The sequence below is a fragment of the Boseongicola sp. genome, from assembly GCF_057460485.1.
Map to the genome: position 1 here is coordinate 1 of NZ_JBVCWP010000056.1, position 17,460 is coordinate 17,460.

Below are 17,460 nucleotides of genomic sequence, written 5' to 3' on the forward strand. Positions count from 1 at the left end.
ATCTATTGCGGTGGTGCCGACGATTTTACGGCGTGGTCCTGAATGGTTTGCGGGCTTTGGACGTCCGAATAATTCCGGGACGAAGCTGTTTGCGATCAGTGGGCACGTGAACAACCCGTGCGTCGTTGAAGAAGCGATGTCTATTTCCTTTGAAGAACTGATTGACCGCCATTGCGGCGGTATTCGCGGCGGTTGGAGCAATCTGAAAGCGGTGATCCCCGGCGGGTCATCGGTGCCGTGCATTCCCGGCAAGACGATGAAAGACGAGGCGATCATGGATTTCGACTGGCTGCGCGAGCAGCGGTCAGGTCTGGGAACCGCAGCAGTCATCGTGATGGATCAGGATACTGATATTATTAAAGCGATTTGGCGCCTGTCGAAGTTCTACAAACACGAAAGTTGCGGTCAGTGTACGCCGTGTCGTGAAGGCACGGGTTGGATGATGCGTGTGATGGATCGTCTGGTGCGTGGCGAGGCCGAGCCGGAAGAGATCGACATGTTACTTGATGTAACCAAGCAGGTCGAAGGGCATACGATTTGCGCCCTTGGCGACGCGGCGGCATGGCCTATCCAGGGGCTTATCCGTCACTTCCGCGACGAGATCGAAGACCGGATTAAGGCCAAGAGATCGGGAAAACTGTCGAGTGTTGCAGCCGAGTAAACTCCCTTAACGTTACGTAAATACGCCCCTTTAAGGTCATATTTATGCGTGACTTATATGACAAATGACATATCTCGAACTCTGAGAGCATGGCCAAAGCGCTGCCTACACGAGGTTGGTCGGTTAAAGAAGTGCTCCGGGCAGGCAGCAGGACAGTAAGTACATGTATACATTTTTTGCGGTTTTGCAGATCGCCGTAGCGATTGCCTGCCTTTATATCGTGACGCAGTCGTCGGTTAGGCAGGTTTGGGCCACGTTAACGTTCGGTTTGACCGCAGTGGTGTTTTTTGGAAACGGACTTCGTGTCGCTTGGGATATGTTTGCAAGCGACTCGGCTTTTTACTTGCACAGCATCGTGTTCCCTTACGCCTCAAACGCGATGATTGCGCTTTTGATGGTAACGGCCGCCACGATTGCTTACCGTGCCGTCAACGGCGGGAAATTCTGAGGGCGCTGCGATGATCCGTTTCTGGGACGGATTTCTGAGTGCATTGGGCGCTGTTTTAACACTTTTTATCGTTGGTGTTACTGCTTAGGGGGTGGCGGTGGCCCTTCATGCCTGGCGGATCCCAGTATGGGATGGGATGGGTTGGTGTTGGGGGATTTGGGTTTGTGGGACTGGTGATGGTTGGCGCATTTCTGCGCAAAGCCGGGCGCGGCGTACATCTCTTGCGCGAACGGCGGCGTTCACGCCTACTCGATCACAAACCGTAACAGTGATCACATCTTTCGCCAAAGCCGAAATGATCAGAAAAATTCTTTAACACAAATGCTTGGAGGTCATTCCCCAAAGTCAGGGTGGCAGAAAAACGCCCAAAATATCCTATTTGCTTCGACTTCTTGAGCGAGGTCTCATCTTTCGCGCTGTGCCCCCCTATATCTTATGTGACGGACAGGGAGCGGGACCTTGTGCCGTCAAAACGAGCAGGTAAGATGTGAATAGTATTCGTAAAAAACTGGCAATTCTGGCTGTCGCGGTGTCGATATCCACGCCCTTGGTGGCGTTACAGCCGCTTCATGAGGACCGCACCGTGATTTCGGGCTTCTATGCAATAGGGTTTGCAGATCTTGTGCGGCGCAATTGCGATGACATTTCGCCGCGCTATATTCGCGCCTATAATTACTTAAAAGCCTTGGAAAAGTACGCGCTGAAAGCCGGTTATTCCGAGGCTCAGATCGAAGAGTTGACGGATAATCGCGAGGAAAAAGAAATACTTAGGGTGCGGATTGAGGCGGATTTGGCCTCTAGAGGGGCAAGCCCTCAAACGCCGCAAGGCTATTGCACTGTGGGCCGTGAAGAAATAGCCAAGAACAGTGCAGCAGGTCGACTGCTTCGCGCGAAGTGACACGCCGCCCGGACGAGAGGCGGCGGAACCTAAGGGAACCGAAGTCCAATGGCCGACCTGAGAAAGATCATCATCGACGATATGGAAGTCGAGGTTGATCCGGCGCTGACACTGATCCAAGCCTGCGAACAGGTTGGGATTGAAATTCCGAGATTCTGTTACCACGAGCGTTTGACCATCGCGGGCAATTGCCGGATGTGTCTGGTCGAAGTTGTTGGAGGCCCGCCGAAACCCACCGCGTCTTGTGCGATGCAAGTCAAGGATTTGCGCCCCGGACCTGAGGGAACGCCACCTGTGGTGAAAACAAAATCGCCGATGGTCAAGAAGGCGCGGGAAGGCGTGATGGAGTTTCTCCTGATCAACCACCCACTGGATTGCCCGATCTGCGATCAGGGTGGCGAATGCGATCTTCAGGATCAGGCGATGGCTTACGGCGTGGATTTCTCGCGCTACCGCGAACCAAAACGGGCAACCGACAAAATGGATTTGGGGCCACTTGTTGGCACGGCCATGACGCGCTGCATTTCCTGCACGCGTTGTGTGCGCTTCATCACCGAAGTCGCGGGCATGCCCGAGTTGGGGCAGACCGGGCGCGGGGAAGATTCCGAGATTACATCGTATCTGGGCAAGACGCTTGAAAGCGAGATGCAGGGCAATATCGTTGATTTGTGTCCTGTTGGTGCTTTGACGTCGAAACCTTACGCGTTCACGGCGCGCCCTTGGGAACTGACAAAGACCGAGACGATTGACGTTATGGACGCGCTTGGGTCGAACATTCGGGTCGACACCAAGGGTCGTGAAGTGATGCGGATTTTGCCGCGCAACCACGACGGCGTGAACGAAGAATGGCTATCGGACAAATCGCGGTACTCCTGGGACGGTCTGCGCCGTCAGCGTTTGGACACGCCGTATATTCGTGAGAACGGAAAATTGCGCGCCGCAACCTGGGGCGAAGCGCTTAGCGCTGTTGCAACCGCGATATCGGGCAAAAAGGTTGCGGGTCTTATCGGCGATCTGGCTCCGGTCGAGGCGGCGTTTGCTTTGAAAGAGATGATCGAAGGGCAGGGCGGCTCGGTAGAGTGTCGTGTGGACGGCGCGGCTTTGCCGGCTGGAAACCGCTCGGGTTACGCGGGCACAGCTTTGATCGAAGACATTGATACTGCCGAAATGATATTGCTGGTGGGCACGAACCCACGCAGCGAAGCGCCGGTTTTGAATGCACGCATTCGCAAAGCCTGGTCGAAGGGCGCGAAAGTTGCTTTGGTCGGCGAGGCGGTCGATCTCACGTATGATTACACTCACATCGGTACCGGCATGGGCGACTTGGCGGTGCTTGCGGAGCAAGACCATTCCGACAAGCAGGGCCTGCGCGGTGTGATGATTGTGGGGCAAGCAGCTTTGGCGCACGAAGGCGCTTTGGCCAATGCCATGAAGGTGGCGGAAGCGGCCAATTCCAAGCTGTTGATCCTGCACACGGCTGCGGCGCGCGTTGGTGCGATGGACGTGGGCGCGGTGACGGATGGCGGAATTTCAGCGGCGTTGGACGGTGCAGAGGTTGTTTACAATCTTGGCGCGGACGAGGTTGATATCGCCGAGGGCGCGACTGTTATCTATCAGGGAAGCCATGGCGACCGGGGTGCGCATCGTGCGGATATCATCCTGCCATGTGCCGCCTGGACCGAGGAAAACGGTTTGTTCGTCAATACCGAAGGGCGGCCGCAGTTGGCTTTGCGGGCCTCGTTCCCGCCGGGCGAGGCGAAGGAAAACTGGGCGATTTTGCGGGCTTTGTCGGCAGAGTTGGGGGCGACGTTGCCATACGACTCGCTGGCGCAGTTGCGCGCGAAGTTGGTCGAGGCTGTGCCCCATCTGAAAGACATCGACCAGGTGCCGAAAAACGCATGGACGCCTGTGGAGGGCGCAAATGGAGGTACAGGTGACTTTGCCGGCGTGATCGTCGATCATTACCTCACAAACCCGATCCTGCGGGCCGCTCCATTGATGGGCGAATTGCAGGCCGGTGCGCGCGAGCGAAAAGCCGGGAAACTGGCGGCAGAATAAGGCGGCTCGGGTCTGGCCCTTTGACCTGAGATGCTGTTAACACGACGTTGTTTATAAGATGGGGCGAAAAAACGCCCATGGGAACGAAAAAGTTGGGGACGAATGGCTGAGTTTCTGAGCACACCTCTCGGCATCCTTGTGACCGTCATGGCGCAGGTGCTTTTGGTCATCGGTTTTGTGATGATCAGTCTTTTGTTTCTCGTCTATGGCGACCGGAAAATCTGGGCGGCTGTCCAGATGCGGCGCGGACCGAACGTTGTTGGTCCTTGGGGCATGCTTCAGACCGTTGCCGATGCGTTGAAATACGTGGTGAAAGAGATCGTGATCCCGGCCGGTGCTGATCGCACGGTGTTCATCATGGCGCCGATGGCTTCTTTCGTTCTGGCGATGATTGCATGGGCCGTTATTCCGTTCAGCGACACATGGGTTCTGGCCGATCTGAACGTCGCCATTTTGTACGTCTTCGCGGTTTCGTCGTTGGAAGTATACGGCGTGATTATGGGCGGTTGGGCGTCGAACTCGAAGTATCCGTTCCTTGGGTCTTTGCGGTCGGCTGCGCAGATGATTTCTTACGAAGTGTCGCTGGGGCTCATCATCATCGGTGTTATTCTAACGACCGGTTCGATGAACTTCGGTGATATTGTGCGCGCACAGGACGGCAACTGGGGCATCTTCAGCTGGTATTGGCTGCCGCATTTCCCGATGGTCTTCCTGTTCTTTATCAGCGCTTTGGCCGAAACAAACCGTCCGCCGTTCGATCTGCCCGAAGCAGAAAGCGAACTGGTTGCGGGCTATCAGGTGGAATACTCGTCCACGCCGTTCCTGTTGTTCATGGCTGGCGAGTATATCGCCATTTTCCTGATGTGCGCGTTGACCTCGCTGTTGTTCTTCGGAGGCTGGCTGTCGCCGGTGCCTTTCTTGCCGGACGGGCCTTTGTGGATGGTGTTGAAGATGGCGTTCTTCTTCTTCCTCTTTGCGATGGTGAAGGCAATTGTACCGCGTTACCGCTATGACCAGCTGATGCGCTTGGGCTGGAAAGTGTTTCTGCCGTTCTCGCTTTTGTGGGTCGTGTGGGTCGCATTCGCGGCGAAGTTTGGGTTCTTCGGCGGGGCGTATGCCCGTTGGGCGATAGGGGGTTAAGAGATGGCACATATCGACTGGAACCGCGCGGGCAAATACTTCCTGCTGCTGGACATGCTGAATGGCTTCCGGCTTGGATTTAAATACTTTTTTGCGCCCAAGGCGACGCTCAACTACCCGCATGAAAAGGGGTATTTGTCCCCTCGTTTTCGGGGTGAACACGCGCTGCGCCGTTATCCAAACGGCGAAGAGCGCTGCATTGCCTGCAAACTTTGCGAGGCGGTCTGCCCCGCGCAAGCCATCACGATTGATGCAGAACCGCGCGACGACGGGTCGCGCCGCACGACGCGCTATGACATCGACATGACCAAATGCATCTACTGCGGTTTCTGTCAGGAGGCCTGCCCCGTGGATGCGATCGTCGAGGGCCCGAACTTCGAGTTTTCGACCGAGACACGCGAAGAGCTTTTCTACGACAAAGCCAAGCTTTTGGACAACGGCGAACGCTGGGAAGCCGAGATTGCCCGCAACCTTGAAATTGATGCGCCGTACCTATGAGTGATCCAAAAAACCCTTTCGATGCCATGATGAAAATGAGCCAGGACTGGGCGAAATCGCTTAATCCCGCTTTGGAATCCTTCACGCCCAAGGGCTTCGAGACGCTTTGGCCAACTATGCCGAAGGACATCATGGAAGGTATGATGGGCAATACGTACAACCCCGAGGGGCTGGACGCCAAGACCAAGCTTTTGCTGACTTTGGGGGCGCTGACGATCCTTGGCGCTCAGGCCGAGGCGCAGATCAGGCTGACCGTGCGTCACGCCATCGAGGCCGGTGCCACAAAGCAGGAAGTAGCGGAAACCATCGCGCTAGTCGGTGTGTTTGGCGGCGTGCCTGCGATGACCAAAGCGATGGAATTGGCCAGTTCGGTGATGGAAGACGGAGGCGCCTCATGACCGCGACTGTTTTTGCCTTTTACCTTTTCTCATTGTCTTGTGTGACGGGGGGCTTGTTCACGGTGATCTCGCGCAATCCGGTGCATTCGGTGTTGTGGCTGATCCTTTCATTTTTGTCGGCCGCCGGCTTGTTCGTGCTTTTGGGCGCTGAATTCGTGGCGATGCTTTTAATCATCGTCTACGTCGGCGCGGTCGCAGTGCTTTTCTTGTTCGTTGTGATGATGCTGGACGTGGATTTTGCAGAACTGAAGGCGGAAATGACGAAGTATCTGCCGTTGTCTTTGATGATCGGTCTTGTGTTGATGATGCAGTTGGCGATTGCATTTGGCGTCTGGAAAACGGCCGAGGGCGTTGAGATTGGAACGGTCCCTGACGCGATTGCGGGCGGTGGCGAGCACAACACGCAAGCCTTGGGTCTGGTGCTTTACGATCAGTATTTCCTCTTGTTCCAGCTTTCAGGTTTGATCCTTCTGGTGGCGATGATCGGGGCGATTGTTTTGACGCTCCGCCATCGGGGGGACGTCAAACGGCAGGATATCCTGCAGCAGATGTTCCGCGATCCGGACAAAGCCTTGGAATTGAAGGACGTCAAACCGGGGCAGGGACTGTAAGACATGGCCAAACGCGGCGGCATATTTCAGGCATTTCGCAACCTTTTCCGGTTTGCCATTTGGGCGCTGGCCGGGGTGCTTGCGGCTGCGATCTGGTTCAACTGGCAGTCGGGTGAAGACGTGGCTGCTGTGGTCCCTGAGGTGGTTTTGCCCGAGGTCGAAGCGGATGTTGAGCCGGTGACGGAAGAGGTCGCTGCGGTCGAAGAGGCAGCTAAAGATGCGGTCACGCCGGTGACCGAGGCCATGGAAGAGATTGCCGACGAGGCAGAAGAGGCGGTTACGCAAGCAACCGAGGCTGTCGAAACGCAGGAAGAGACTGTGGCCGAGACTGTCGAGGCGGTTGAAGAGGCCGTTGTGAACGTCGAAGAAGGCGTGGTTGAAGCCGCCGAAGATACGGTGGCTGACGTCGCAAGCGCTGTCGAGGACACGGCAAGCAAGACCTTAACGACCGACCCAACAACGATCACTATTCCCGGCACAGACACCACCTTCACATTGATTAACGCCTTTCGCCGTGACAACGGCGCGATTGAGGTGACCACGCAGCAGACGACTGGTGGCTCTGGCGCCACGTTGTGGCTTGTGACCTGCGCGCCTCTCGCGGTGGGCACGATTGCGACGGGGCCAAGCGCGGGCGAGTTAAGTGCGCGCGTTGAGGACCCAGAGATGACGGAAATACCCCTAAGCGACCCCCGCGCTATGATCGCCGGGACCGCTTGTGGCGTGATGAGATGAAAGACGGAAAAGACGCATGATCGGACTTGAACATTATCTCACGGTTGCGGCGACGCTGTTCGTCATCGGGATTTTTGGCATCTTCCTGAACCGGAAGAACGTCATCATCCTTTTGATGTCGATCGAATTGATGCTGTTGGCGGTGAACATCAATCTTGTCGCCTTTTCGGCCTATCTTGGCGATCTGACTGGCCAGGTTTTCACGCTGTTCGTTCTGACCGTGGCCGCTGCCGAGGCTGCCATTGGTCTTGCGATCCTTGTCTGCTTCTTCCGCAACCGCGGCACGATTGACGTCGAAGACGTCAATGTGATGAAGGGGTAAGGGACAATGGAAACCATCATCCTTTTCTCTCCTCTTATTGGCGCGTTGATCTGCGGCTTTGGCTGGAAGGTCATCGGCGAGAAAGCGGCGCAGTGGACGGCCACCGGGTTCTTGTTCCTGGCCTGCTTCCTGTCTTGGATCGTGTTCCTGACGTTCAATGGCGAAACCGAGCAAATTCAGATCATGCGCTGGATCGAAAGCGGGTCCTTATCGGCTGACTGGGCGATCCGGATGGATCGTCTGACGGCAATTATGCTGATTGTGATCACCACGGTGTCGGCGTTCGTGCATCTTTATAGCTTTGGCTACATGGCGCATGACGAGAATTTCGACGACGCCAAGGAAAGCTATCGTCCGCGTTTCTTTGCTTATCTGTCGTTCTTTACCTTCACAATGTTGATGCTGGTGACAGCAGACAACCTTGTGCAGATGTTCTTTGGTTGGGAGGGCGTAGGTCTCGCGTCCTACCTTCTGATCGGATTTTATTTCCGCAAGCCGTCTGCCAATGCCGCCGCGATCAAAGCGTTTGTGGTGAACCGGGTCGGAGATTTCGGCTTTGCTTTGGGCATTTTTGCAATCTTCTTCATGGTCGACAGCATCAAGTTCGATGACATCTTTGCCGCCGCGCCTGAATTGGCCGTCGCGAAGATCAACTTTCTTTGGACCGAGTGGAACGCGATCGAGTTGATCTGCGTGCTGCTGTTTATCGGCGCGATGGGCAAATCGGCTCAGTTCATCCTGCACACATGGCTGCCAGACGCGATGGAAGGCCCGACCCCTGTGTCGGCCCTGATCCACGCCGCAACCATGGTGACGGCGGGCGTATTCCTTGTCTGTCGGATGTCTCCCCTTATGGAATTTGCGCCGATTGCGACAAATTTCATTGTGATCATAGGAGCGGTAACGGCGTTTTTTGCAGCGACCGTTGGTCTTGTGCAAACCGACATCAAACGGGTGATTGCCTATTCTACCTGTTCGCAGCTTGGCTACATGTTCGTGGCCGCGGGCGTCGGCGTCTATTCGGTCGCGATGTTTCACCTGCTGACCCATGCTTTCTTTAAAGCGCTGCTGTTCCTTGGGGCGGGTTCGGTGATCCACGGGATGCACCACGAGCAGGATATGCGGAATTATGGCGGTCTGCGTCACAAGATGCCAAAGACCTTCTGGGCGATGATGATTGGCACGTTGGCGATCACTGGAGTTGGCATTCCGCTGACGCACATCGGTTTTGCGGGCTTCCTGTCAAAGGACGCAGTGATCGAAAGCGCATGGGCCGGCGCGGCGCCTGCGGCTCAGTTCGCCTTCTGGGCGCTTGTGATCGCGGCCCTGTTCACAAGTTTCTATTCATGGCGCCTGATGTTCCTCACCTTCTTTGGCGAGCCACGCGGCGACAAACACACCCATGAGCATGCGCACGACAGCCCGAATACAATGCTAGTGCCTTTGGGCGTCTTGTCCTTGGGGGCGATTTTTGCGGGCATGATCTGGTACGAGCCGTTCTTTGGCGACCACCACGAGGTCGAAGTCTTCTTTGGCATCGCTGCCGAAGAAGAGCATGCAGTCGCGGCAGGTCTGATGATTGGCGCGGCTTATGCCGCCGGCGAGACCACCGAAGAAAGCAACGTCGTTGACGACCACGGCGAGGCCCCGGTTCCGGGGCAGGGCGCGATTTATATGGCCCCGGAAAACAACGTTCTGGACGATGCACATCATGCGCCGAAGTGGGTCAAAGTATCGCCGTTCATTGCGATGTTGATCGGGTTCCTGACGGCCTATCAGTTCTACATCCGCCGACCCGAGTGGCCCAGGCGTTTGGCCGAAAACCAGCAGATTTTGTATCAGTTCCTGTTGAACAAATGGTACGTTGACGAGATCTACGACTTTTTGTTCATCAAGCCTGCCATGTGGCTGGGTCGGTTGCTTTGGAAGAAGGGCGACGGCGTCGTCATCGACGGCTTCCTCAATGGTATCGCGATGGGCCTTGTGCCGTTCTTCACGCGTCTCGCGGGGCGCGCGCAGTCGGGATATATCTTTACTTATGCGTTCTGGATGGTGATCGGAATTGTCTTCCTGATCAGCTGGATGACGCTGTCGGGGGGAGGTGAATAATGCTTTTCGACAACCTCCTTTCCATCGTCACCTTCATTCCGCTAATCGGTGCCGCGATTATGGCGCTGTTTCTGCGGGGCGACGATGAGGCCGCACGGGCCAATGCCAAGTGGCTCGCTTTGGCGGCGACAAGTGCGTCGTTCCTGGCGTCCCTGTTCCTGCTCACCGGCTTTGACACATCGAACCCGGATTTCCAGTTTGTGGAAGAGAGCGAATGGATTTTGGGCCTTACCTACAAGATGGGTTTGGACGGGATTTCGATCCTGTTTGTGATGCTCACAACCTTCCTGATGCCGCTAGTGATCCTTTCGTGCTGGGACGTCACACATCGTGTCAAAGAATATATGATCGCATTCCTTGTTCTGGAAACGCTGATGTTGGGCGTGTTCTGCGCGCTTGACCTGGTCCTGTTCTACCTGTTCTTCGAAGGTGGTCTGATCCCGATGTTCTTGATCATTGGCATTTGGGGCGGCAAAGAGCGGATTTATGCGTCGTTCAAGTTCTTCCTCTACACCTTCTTCGGGTCGGTCCTGATGCTTGTCGCGATGATCGCGATGTACGTGGATGCAGGCACCACGGATATCGTGGCTTTGCTGCGCCATAACTTCTCGTCCGAAGTGTTGGAGGTCTGGGGCTTTACCATAATCGGCGGCTTGCAGACGCTGCTTTGGGTGGCGTTTTTCGCGTCCTTCGCGGTCAAGATGCCGATGTGGCCGGTCCACACATGGTTGCCGGATGCGCACGTTCAGGCGCCGACGGCCGGCTCGGTCGTTCTAGCGGCTATCCTGTTAAAGATGGGTGGCTATGGCTTCTTGAGGTTCAGCTTGCCGATGTTCCCGGTGGCTTCGGATTTACTGTCAGACTTCGTATTGTGGATGAGCGCGATTGCCATCGTCTACACGTCGTTGGTCGCGCTGATGCAGGAAGATATGAAGAAGCTGATAGCCTATTCTTCCGTCGCTCACATGGGTTTTGTGACGGCGGGTATTTTTGCGGCAAACCAGCAGGGGCTTGATGGCGCGATCTTTCAGATGATCTCGCACGGGTTCATTTCGGGCGCGTTGTTCCTGTGCGTCGGCGTGATATACGACCGGATGCATACCCGTGATATTGATGCTTACGGCGGTCTTGTGAACCGGATGCCGGCCTATGCCCTGGTGTTTATGCTGTTCACCATGGCGAATGTGGGCCTGCCCGGAACCTCCGGGTTTGTGGGCGAATTCCTGACTTTGATGGGCATGTTCCAGGCGAATACATGGGTTGCGGCAGTGGCCACCACGGGTGTGATCTTGTCGGCGGCCTATGCGCTTTGGTTGTATCGCCGTGTGGTGATGGGGGACCTCATCAAAGAGAGTTTGAAATCCATCTCGGACATGACCACGCGAGAGCGCTGGATATTTGCGCCGTTGATCGTGATGACCATTCTTCTGGGGGTCTATCCGGCCCTTGTGACCGATATTATCAGCCCGTCTGTCGCCAACCTTTTGGGTGGCTATGAAACAGCGCTGGCGGATCATGCTGCGCAATCGATGGTCGCGGCCAACGGAGGGGGCAACTGATGCAACCCGGTGATCTTTCTGTAATTCTTCCCGAGATCGTGCTGTCGCTGTTTGCGATGGCTGGCCTGATGGTTGGCGCCTATGGCGGCAAAGACAAAACTGCGCCGATGCTGGTTTGGGCAACATCTGCTTTGATGGTGGCGCTGGCCGCATGGATCGGTGTGCAGAGTGCCGGGAGCGAGATTGCCTTTGGCGGAATGTTCATCGACGACGGGTTTGCGCGCTTTGCTAAGGTGACGATCCTGTTGGCGACGGCGGCGGTATTACTGATGAGCGAAGGGTATATGCAGCGCCGTGGGCTGCTGCGCTTTGAGTATCCATTGCTGATTGCGCTTGCGACAGTTGGCATGATGATGATGGTATCGGCGGGCGATTTGATCGCACTTTATATGGGCCTCGAGCTTCAGTCGCTGGCGTTGTATGTGGTTGCGTCTTTGCGCCGTGACAGCGTGAAGTCGACGGAAGCGGGCCTGAAGTATTTCGTCCTTGGCGCATTGTCGTCGGGTTTGCTGCTGTATGGCGCATCGCTGACCTATGGATTTGCAGGCACAACTTTGTTCTCTGGCATCATCGAAGCCGCGCAAGGCGACTTGCCCTTGGGCCTGCTTTTCGGTCTGGCGTTTATTTCGGCTGGTTTGGCATTCAAGGTCTCGGCGGCCCCTTTCCATATGTGGACGCCGGACGTTTACGAAGGCGCGCCGACACCGATTACGGCGTTCTTTGCCACAGCGCCGAAGATGGCCGCGATGGGCTTATTCGCGCGGGTTTTGCACGATGCGTTTGGCGGCATGGTTGGGGATTGGCAGCAGATTCTGGCGTTCCTGTCGGTGGCTTCGATGTATCTGGGCGCCATTGCCGCGATTGGACAGACCAATATCAAGCGACTGATGGCCTATTCGTCGATCTCGCACATGGGCTTTGCATTGATGGGTTTGGCGTCTGGCACGGCGTTTGGCGTGCAGGCGATGCTTGTCTATATGGCGATCTACATCACGATGAATATCGGCACCTTTGCTTTCATCCTTTCGATGGAGAAAGACGGCGCGCCGGTGGTGGAGATCTCGGCCTTATCGCAGTATTCGCGCTGTAATCCGCTGAAGGCCTTGGCGATGCTGATCTTGCTGTTCAGCCTTGCAGGCGTGCCGCCTTTGGTTGGCTTTTTCGGTAAGTACTACGTGCTTTTGGCGGCTGTGGAAGCGGGCCTTGGATGGCTTGCGGTTGCGGGTGTGATCGCCTCCGTTATCGGTGCGTTCTATTATTTGCGCATCGTATACCTGATGTATTTCGGGTCCGAGGATAGTGAAATGGATACCGGGTCTGCGCCGATCCTGTCGGGGTTTCTGGTGGTCAGCGCGGCGATCATGGTCCTTGGGGTGATCAACCTCTTCGGGGTCGAGGCGGTTGCGGAAGCTGCGGCGGCAACGCTTGTCAAATAAAGTAATTTTTCGCGCCTCTGGCGAGATCCGCTGGGGGCGCTGCCCCCAGATACCCAGAGTATTTCAACCAAGAAGAATGGGGTGGGCGGCGTGACTCGCGAGCCTTTGCCCTGGCCTGATGGGACTGACCGCATCGTTTTGGATGAGGTCGACAGCACCATGGCCGAAGCGGCACGGCGGGCCTCGACTTTGGATCGTCCTACCTGGATCATGGCGCGCCACCAAACGGCCGCACGGGGGCGGCGGGGCAAAATCTGGTCGAACCCGCGCGGCAATTTCGCCGCGACCTTTGTGATGAAGCCCGGCGGCAATCCGGCAAGCGCGGCGCTTAGATCGTTTTTGGCGGCGAATGCTTTGTTCGAGGCTTTGGCGATGAAGGTCAACCGAGACGCGCTTTCGTTGAAATGGCCCAATGATGTGCTGTTGAACGGCGGCAAGGTGGCGGGGATTTTGCTGGAAAGCACCGGGCGCGGCGGTGTGATCGAGTGGCTATCAGTGGGCATCGGCGTCAATCTGAAGATCGTACCGGACGATGTAGGGCGCACCGATTTTCCGCCCGTTTCGCTTGCAGGCGAGGGCGGTGCGGCGACGGATCAGGACGAGTTCCTATCGCTTTTGGCTTCGAATTTCGCCACCGAGGAGCGGCTATTTCAGGAGTTTGGCTTTGGCCATATTCGCGAGAAATGGCTGGGCCGTGCCGCGCGTCTGGGTGAGGTTATCACCGCGCGCACAACCAAAGGCGAAGTTATGGGCATCTTTGAGACGGTGGACGAGGCGGGGCATCTTGTGCTTATGACCCCAAAGGGTCGGGTTGCTATCCCGGCAGCTGACGTATTTTTCTGAGAGGGACGCCGAAATGCTCCTCTGTATCGACACTGGCAATACCAACACGGTCTTTTCCATCTGGGATGGCGCGGCCTTCATCGGGACGTGGCGTGCGTCGACTGAGCATCAGCGCACGGCGGATCAGTATTTTGTCTGGCTGTCGACACTGATGGCGACGGTAGGTCTGCAGGACGTGGCGATTGACGAGGTGGTGATCTCGTCGACTGTGCCGCGGGTGGTGTTCAATCTACGTGTTCTGTGTGACCGCTATTTCGGTTGCCGGCCCTTGGTGGTTGGAAAGCCCGAGTGTTTGCTGCCCGTGCCGTCCCGCGTCGATGAGGGCGTGCGCCCGGGGCCTGACAGACTTGCCAATGCGGCCGGCGCGTTTGCCCGACATGGTGGCAATACGGTGGTTGTCGACTTCGGGACGGCGACGAATTTCGATGTTGTGGCCGACGATGGGGCCTATATCGGCGGCGTAATTGCGCCCGGTGTGAACCTTAGCCTTGAAGCGCTTGCAATGGGGGCCGCTGCCTTACCGCATGTGGACATTACGCAACCCGAAAAAGTGATTGGCACCAATACGGTAGAATGCATTCAATCCGGTGTCTTTTGGGGCTATACGGGCCTGATCGAGGGGATTACCGCGCGCATCAAGGCCGAATTTGGCGCGCCCATGAAGGTGATCGGGACTGGCGGTCTGGCACCGCTATTTGCCAAAGGTGATATGCTTTTCGACTCTGTCGAAGATGATTTGACGATGTACGGGCTGACCGTAATTCATCGCTTTAACAAGGAAAATCAATGAGTAACGAGCGTCTGATTTATCTGCCTCTGGGCGGTGCCGGCGAAATTGGAATGAACGCCTATGTCTACGGATGGGGCGCGCCCGACAAGGAGCGGTTGATAGTCGTGGACCTTGGGGTGACGTTCCCCGAGATGGAGGGCTCGCCCGGTGTCGATCTCATATTCGCAGACGTCGAATGGCTTGAAGCCCGTGCGGACCGCATCGAAGGCGTGTTTATTACACATGCGCATGAAGACCATGTCGGCGCGATCGGGCATTTGTGGCACCGGCTGCGGGCCCCGATTTATGCGCGGAAATTTACGGCGCTTCACGCCGCGCGCAAATTGTCAGAGCATGGCGGCGACGAGAATGCAATCAAGGTGGTTGAGGCTTGGCCCACCACGACTAAAGTCGGACCCTTCAGTGTGGGCTTTGCGCCGATCAGCCATTCGATCCCGGAAAGTTCATCCCTGGTGATCGACACGCCGGTAGGGCGCGTCGTTCATACGGGCGACTTCAAGTTGGATGAGACGCCTTTGGTTGGTGAGGCCTGGGATCCTGACATGTGGCGCAAGATCGCCAAGGATGGTGTGAAGGCGCTTGTGTGCGACTCGACCAATGTGTTTTCACCCAATCCCGGACGATCTGAAGTAACCGTTGGCCCCGAGATTACCAAGTTGGTGAGCGAGGCGAAAGGCATGGTTGTGGCGACCACTTTTGCGTCCAATGTCGCACGCGTAAAGACGCTTGCAGCAGCGGGCAAGGCGGCGGGCCGCTCGGTCTGTCTTTTGGGCCGGTCGATGAAGCGAATGGTTGAAGCCTCGGTCGAAACGGGCGTTTTGACGGATTTTCCTGCTGTTGTAACCCCGGAAGAAGCAGCGGACATTCCGCGTGAAAATCTGATGTTGCTAGTGACCGGCAGTCAGGGCGAACGGCGCGCTGCATCGGCAGGCCTAAGCCGTGGTAAGTATCTTGGGCTTCAAGTGAAGGAGGGCGATCTGTTCCTGTTTTCCTCTAAAACCATTCCCGGAAACGAGCGCGGCGTGAGCCGGATTATCAATGCGTTCTCCGAAAAAGGCGTTGATGTCGTCGACGACAGTTCGGGGCATTATCACGTGTCGGGCCATGCGAACCGGCCCGATCTTGATGAGATGCACAAGACGATTAAACCCGACATGGTCATCCCGATGCACGGTGAACATCGCCATTTGAGGGAACACGCCAAACTGGCGGTCTCTAACGGGATTGCAAGTATCGTGGCGCCTAACGGCACGATGGTAGATCTGACAGGCAAGACGCCGAAGGTCGCCGAATTCGTCGAAGCCGGTCGGACTTATCTAGATGGATCAGTACAGATCGGTGCGATGGATGGTGTCGTGCGGGACCGTATCCGGATGGCGATCAACGGGCATGTGCTTGTGACGCTTATCATGGAAGACAACGACGTGCTTGGCGACCCTTGGGTCGAGATATCGGGCTTACCGGAAACCGGGCGTTCTAAGGCGGCTTTGGTCGATGTGCTGGAACAAGATCTGGGGCAGCTCGTTGGGCGCGCCAAGCGCAAGACAATGTCCAGTGACGAGGCTTTGGAGAAAGAGCTACGTCAAGTCGTGCGAAAGTCGGCGCAAGATGAGATCGGTAAGAAGCCAGAAGTGACTGTCGTGATTTCGCGTTTGAGCGCGTGATGTTGCCGGTTGTCTTTGACCTTGACGGGACCCTGATCGACAGTCTGCCGGACGTGACAAAGGCGGTGAACCTTCTTCTGGCGGAAGAGGGGCAGCCGCTTTTGGAGACGTCGGTGGTGAACACCTTTGTCGGCAGCGGCGAGCAGGTTTTGATGCAGCGCCTTATTGCGGCAACAGCGTTCGAACCGGTGGACGCCGACCGGCTGATGCCGCGCTTCATTACGCATTATAAAATGGCGGCGTTGGATACGAAGCTTTTCCCGGGCGCGCGGGAGGCGTTGGATCGCCTTCTTGCGGCCGGTGTTCCGATCGGGCTTTGCACCAACAAGCCGCGCGCGCCCTTGGTTCCGACGCTTGAGGCGGCGGGGCTTGATAATGTGTTTGGTGTGGTTGTTGCGGGGGATGACTTGCCCAAGCGGAAGCCTGATCCTGCGCCTTTGTTTCATTGCTTTCAAAAGCTTGGATCAGAGACTGGGATTTATGTCGGTGACAGCGAAGTGGACGCCGAGACCGCACAGCGGGCCGGCGTTCCCTTCGTGATTTACGCACACGGCATCCGTGTCAGCCCGATCGAAGACATTCCGCACGACGTGGTGTTTGATGATTTTGGGGCGCTTGATGCGATTTTGGCGAAACTGTCTTCTTAGGCATTCCTCTCTCGGAGCAGGTCTCGTCAGAGCTTGGTGAATATCCCGCGTCCCGGATAGTTCTGCGACAATCCCTCACTAACCCCATAGCTGCGAACAACATTTCCCTCCGGCCGAGCGACGCGCTTGCGCTTTGAGGGATCCGTCGCCCTACAACGCAAATCGTAATCAGCGGTAATGGACGTTTGTGCTAAGATTCCACGATGAGATATATTTTGACAGCATGCGCGTGAGTGGCGACGCCTCTTTTTGCGGAGGACTTCCCGCCACCTGTTGACTCCGGCGCCTCTGCTGGCAGCAGAATGTCCGTTATCGCGGAAAATCGGGAAGCTGCTCACAAGATCATAATGATAGATGCGAGAGCTTTGTCGATCGCAGACCTTATGGCACTGGCCGCGCGAACGCGCGGCGCCGATTGGCTTTAGTTGCTGCGATTGGGGCGGTGACTGTGAGCCGCACGTGCCCGGCGCTTAGGTCTTGTTTCAGCCTGTGCGGCGTTCGTCGAAACTCATCGCGATGAAGCCTGGCATGTGATCGCCCATACCAACAACTTTGCTCTGTCCGTCGCCACCATCGTTGCGGCGACCGCGATTTCGGCCTCCGCGGTCGCGATCGCGATCGCGCTCGTTTGGAGCGGGATCGA

18 protein-coding genes are annotated in these 17,460 nt (G+C 56.5%); all 18 read left to right on the forward strand.

Going from position 1 to position 17,460, the window contains the following annotated elements:
- Positions 1-661, forward strand: a 661-nt coding sequence (gene nuoF, locus AC221Y_RS09035) for an NADH-quinone oxidoreductase subunit NuoF (protein WP_486707197.1), incomplete at its 5' end; no start/stop codon positions are given.
- Between the two features lie 163 nt (positions 662-824).
- Positions 825-1,109 carry a hypothetical protein gene (locus AC221Y_RS09040; protein ID WP_486707198.1) on the forward strand — a complete coding sequence of 95 codons (285 nt, stop codon included), beginning with the start codon at positions 825-827 and terminating at the stop codon, positions 1,107-1,109.
- A gap of 107 nt (positions 1,110-1,216) precedes the next feature.
- Complete coding sequence (locus AC221Y_RS09045) at positions 1,217-1,375, forward strand: hypothetical protein (RefSeq protein ID WP_486707199.1); 159 nt, start codon at positions 1,217-1,219, stop codon at positions 1,373-1,375.
- A 221-nt stretch (positions 1,376-1,596) separates the two neighbouring features.
- On the forward strand, positions 1,597-2,007 hold the full coding sequence (locus AC221Y_RS09050; protein ID WP_486707200.1) for a DUF5333 domain-containing protein: 411 nt from the start codon (positions 1,597-1,599) through the stop codon (positions 2,005-2,007).
- 48 nt (positions 2,008-2,055) lie between these two features.
- The gene (gene nuoG, locus AC221Y_RS09055) at positions 2,056-4,065 is read left to right on the forward strand and encodes an NADH-quinone oxidoreductase subunit NuoG (RefSeq protein WP_486707201.1); all 2,010 of its coding nucleotides are present in this window, start codon (positions 2,056-2,058) and stop codon (positions 4,063-4,065) included.
- A 102-nt stretch (positions 4,066-4,167) separates the two neighbouring features.
- Positions 4,168-5,205: an NADH-quinone oxidoreductase subunit NuoH gene (gene nuoH, locus AC221Y_RS09060; RefSeq protein WP_299752191.1), complete on the forward strand. Its 1,038-nt coding sequence runs from the start codon at positions 4,168-4,170 to the stop codon at positions 5,203-5,205.
- 3 nt (positions 5,206-5,208) lie between these two features.
- Positions 5,209-5,703 (forward strand): NADH-quinone oxidoreductase subunit NuoI, encoded by a 495-nt coding sequence (gene nuoI / locus AC221Y_RS09065; RefSeq protein WP_299752194.1) that lies wholly within the window; start codon positions 5,209-5,211, stop codon positions 5,701-5,703.
- On the forward strand, positions 5,700-6,101 hold the full coding sequence (locus AC221Y_RS09070; RefSeq protein WP_299752198.1) for a carboxymuconolactone decarboxylase family protein: 402 nt from the start codon (positions 5,700-5,702) through the stop codon (positions 6,099-6,101). Before nuoI ends, AC221Y_RS09070 begins: the two co-directional genes overlap by 4 nt.
- Positions 6,098-6,712 carry an NADH-quinone oxidoreductase subunit J gene (locus AC221Y_RS09075; protein ID WP_486707202.1) on the forward strand — a complete coding sequence of 205 codons (615 nt, stop codon included), beginning with the start codon at positions 6,098-6,100 and terminating at the stop codon, positions 6,710-6,712. The genes AC221Y_RS09070 and AC221Y_RS09075 overlap by 4 nt, the downstream gene beginning before the upstream one ends.
- A gap of 3 nt (positions 6,713-6,715) precedes the next feature.
- On the forward strand, positions 6,716-7,447 hold the full coding sequence (locus AC221Y_RS09080; RefSeq protein ID WP_486707203.1) for a hypothetical protein: 732 nt from the start codon (positions 6,716-6,718) through the stop codon (positions 7,445-7,447).
- A 16-nt stretch (positions 7,448-7,463) separates the two neighbouring features.
- The gene (gene nuoK, locus AC221Y_RS09085; RefSeq protein ID WP_486707204.1) at positions 7,464-7,769 is read left to right on the forward strand and encodes an NADH-quinone oxidoreductase subunit NuoK; all 306 of its coding nucleotides are present in this window, start codon (positions 7,464-7,466) and stop codon (positions 7,767-7,769) included.
- Positions 7,770-7,775: 6 nt separating this feature from the next.
- The gene (gene nuoL / locus AC221Y_RS09090; protein WP_486707205.1) at positions 7,776-9,878 is read left to right on the forward strand and encodes an NADH-quinone oxidoreductase subunit L; all 2,103 of its coding nucleotides are present in this window, start codon (positions 7,776-7,778) and stop codon (positions 9,876-9,878) included.
- Positions 9,878-11,437: an NADH-quinone oxidoreductase subunit M gene (locus AC221Y_RS09095; RefSeq protein WP_486707206.1), complete on the forward strand. Its 1,560-nt coding sequence runs from the start codon at positions 9,878-9,880 to the stop codon at positions 11,435-11,437. Before nuoL ends, AC221Y_RS09095 begins: the two co-directional genes overlap by 1 nt.
- Positions 11,437-12,873, forward strand: coding sequence for an NADH-quinone oxidoreductase subunit NuoN (nuoN, locus tag AC221Y_RS09100; RefSeq protein WP_299750264.1), 1,437 nt, complete (start codon positions 11,437-11,439; stop codon positions 12,871-12,873). The genes AC221Y_RS09095 and nuoN overlap by 1 nt, the downstream gene beginning before the upstream one ends.
- 90 nt (positions 12,874-12,963) lie before the next feature.
- Complete coding sequence (locus AC221Y_RS09105) at positions 12,964-13,716, forward strand: biotin--[acetyl-CoA-carboxylase] ligase (RefSeq protein ID WP_299750280.1); 753 nt, start codon at positions 12,964-12,966, stop codon at positions 13,714-13,716.
- Positions 13,717-13,729: 13 nt separating this feature from the next.
- Positions 13,730-14,506, forward strand: coding sequence for a type III pantothenate kinase (locus AC221Y_RS09110; RefSeq protein WP_299750267.1), 777 nt, complete (start codon positions 13,730-13,732; stop codon positions 14,504-14,506).
- Complete coding sequence (locus tag AC221Y_RS09115; protein ID WP_486707207.1) at positions 14,503-16,170, forward strand: ribonuclease J; 1,668 nt, start codon at positions 14,503-14,505, stop codon at positions 16,168-16,170. Before AC221Y_RS09110 ends, AC221Y_RS09115 begins: the two co-directional genes overlap by 4 nt.
- Entirely contained in the window at positions 16,170-16,817 is a 648-nt protein-coding gene (gph, locus tag AC221Y_RS09120) for a phosphoglycolate phosphatase (RefSeq protein WP_299750274.1), read from the forward strand. Before AC221Y_RS09115 ends, gph begins: the two co-directional genes overlap by 1 nt.
- Positions 16,818-17,460: the final 643 nt, after the last annotated feature.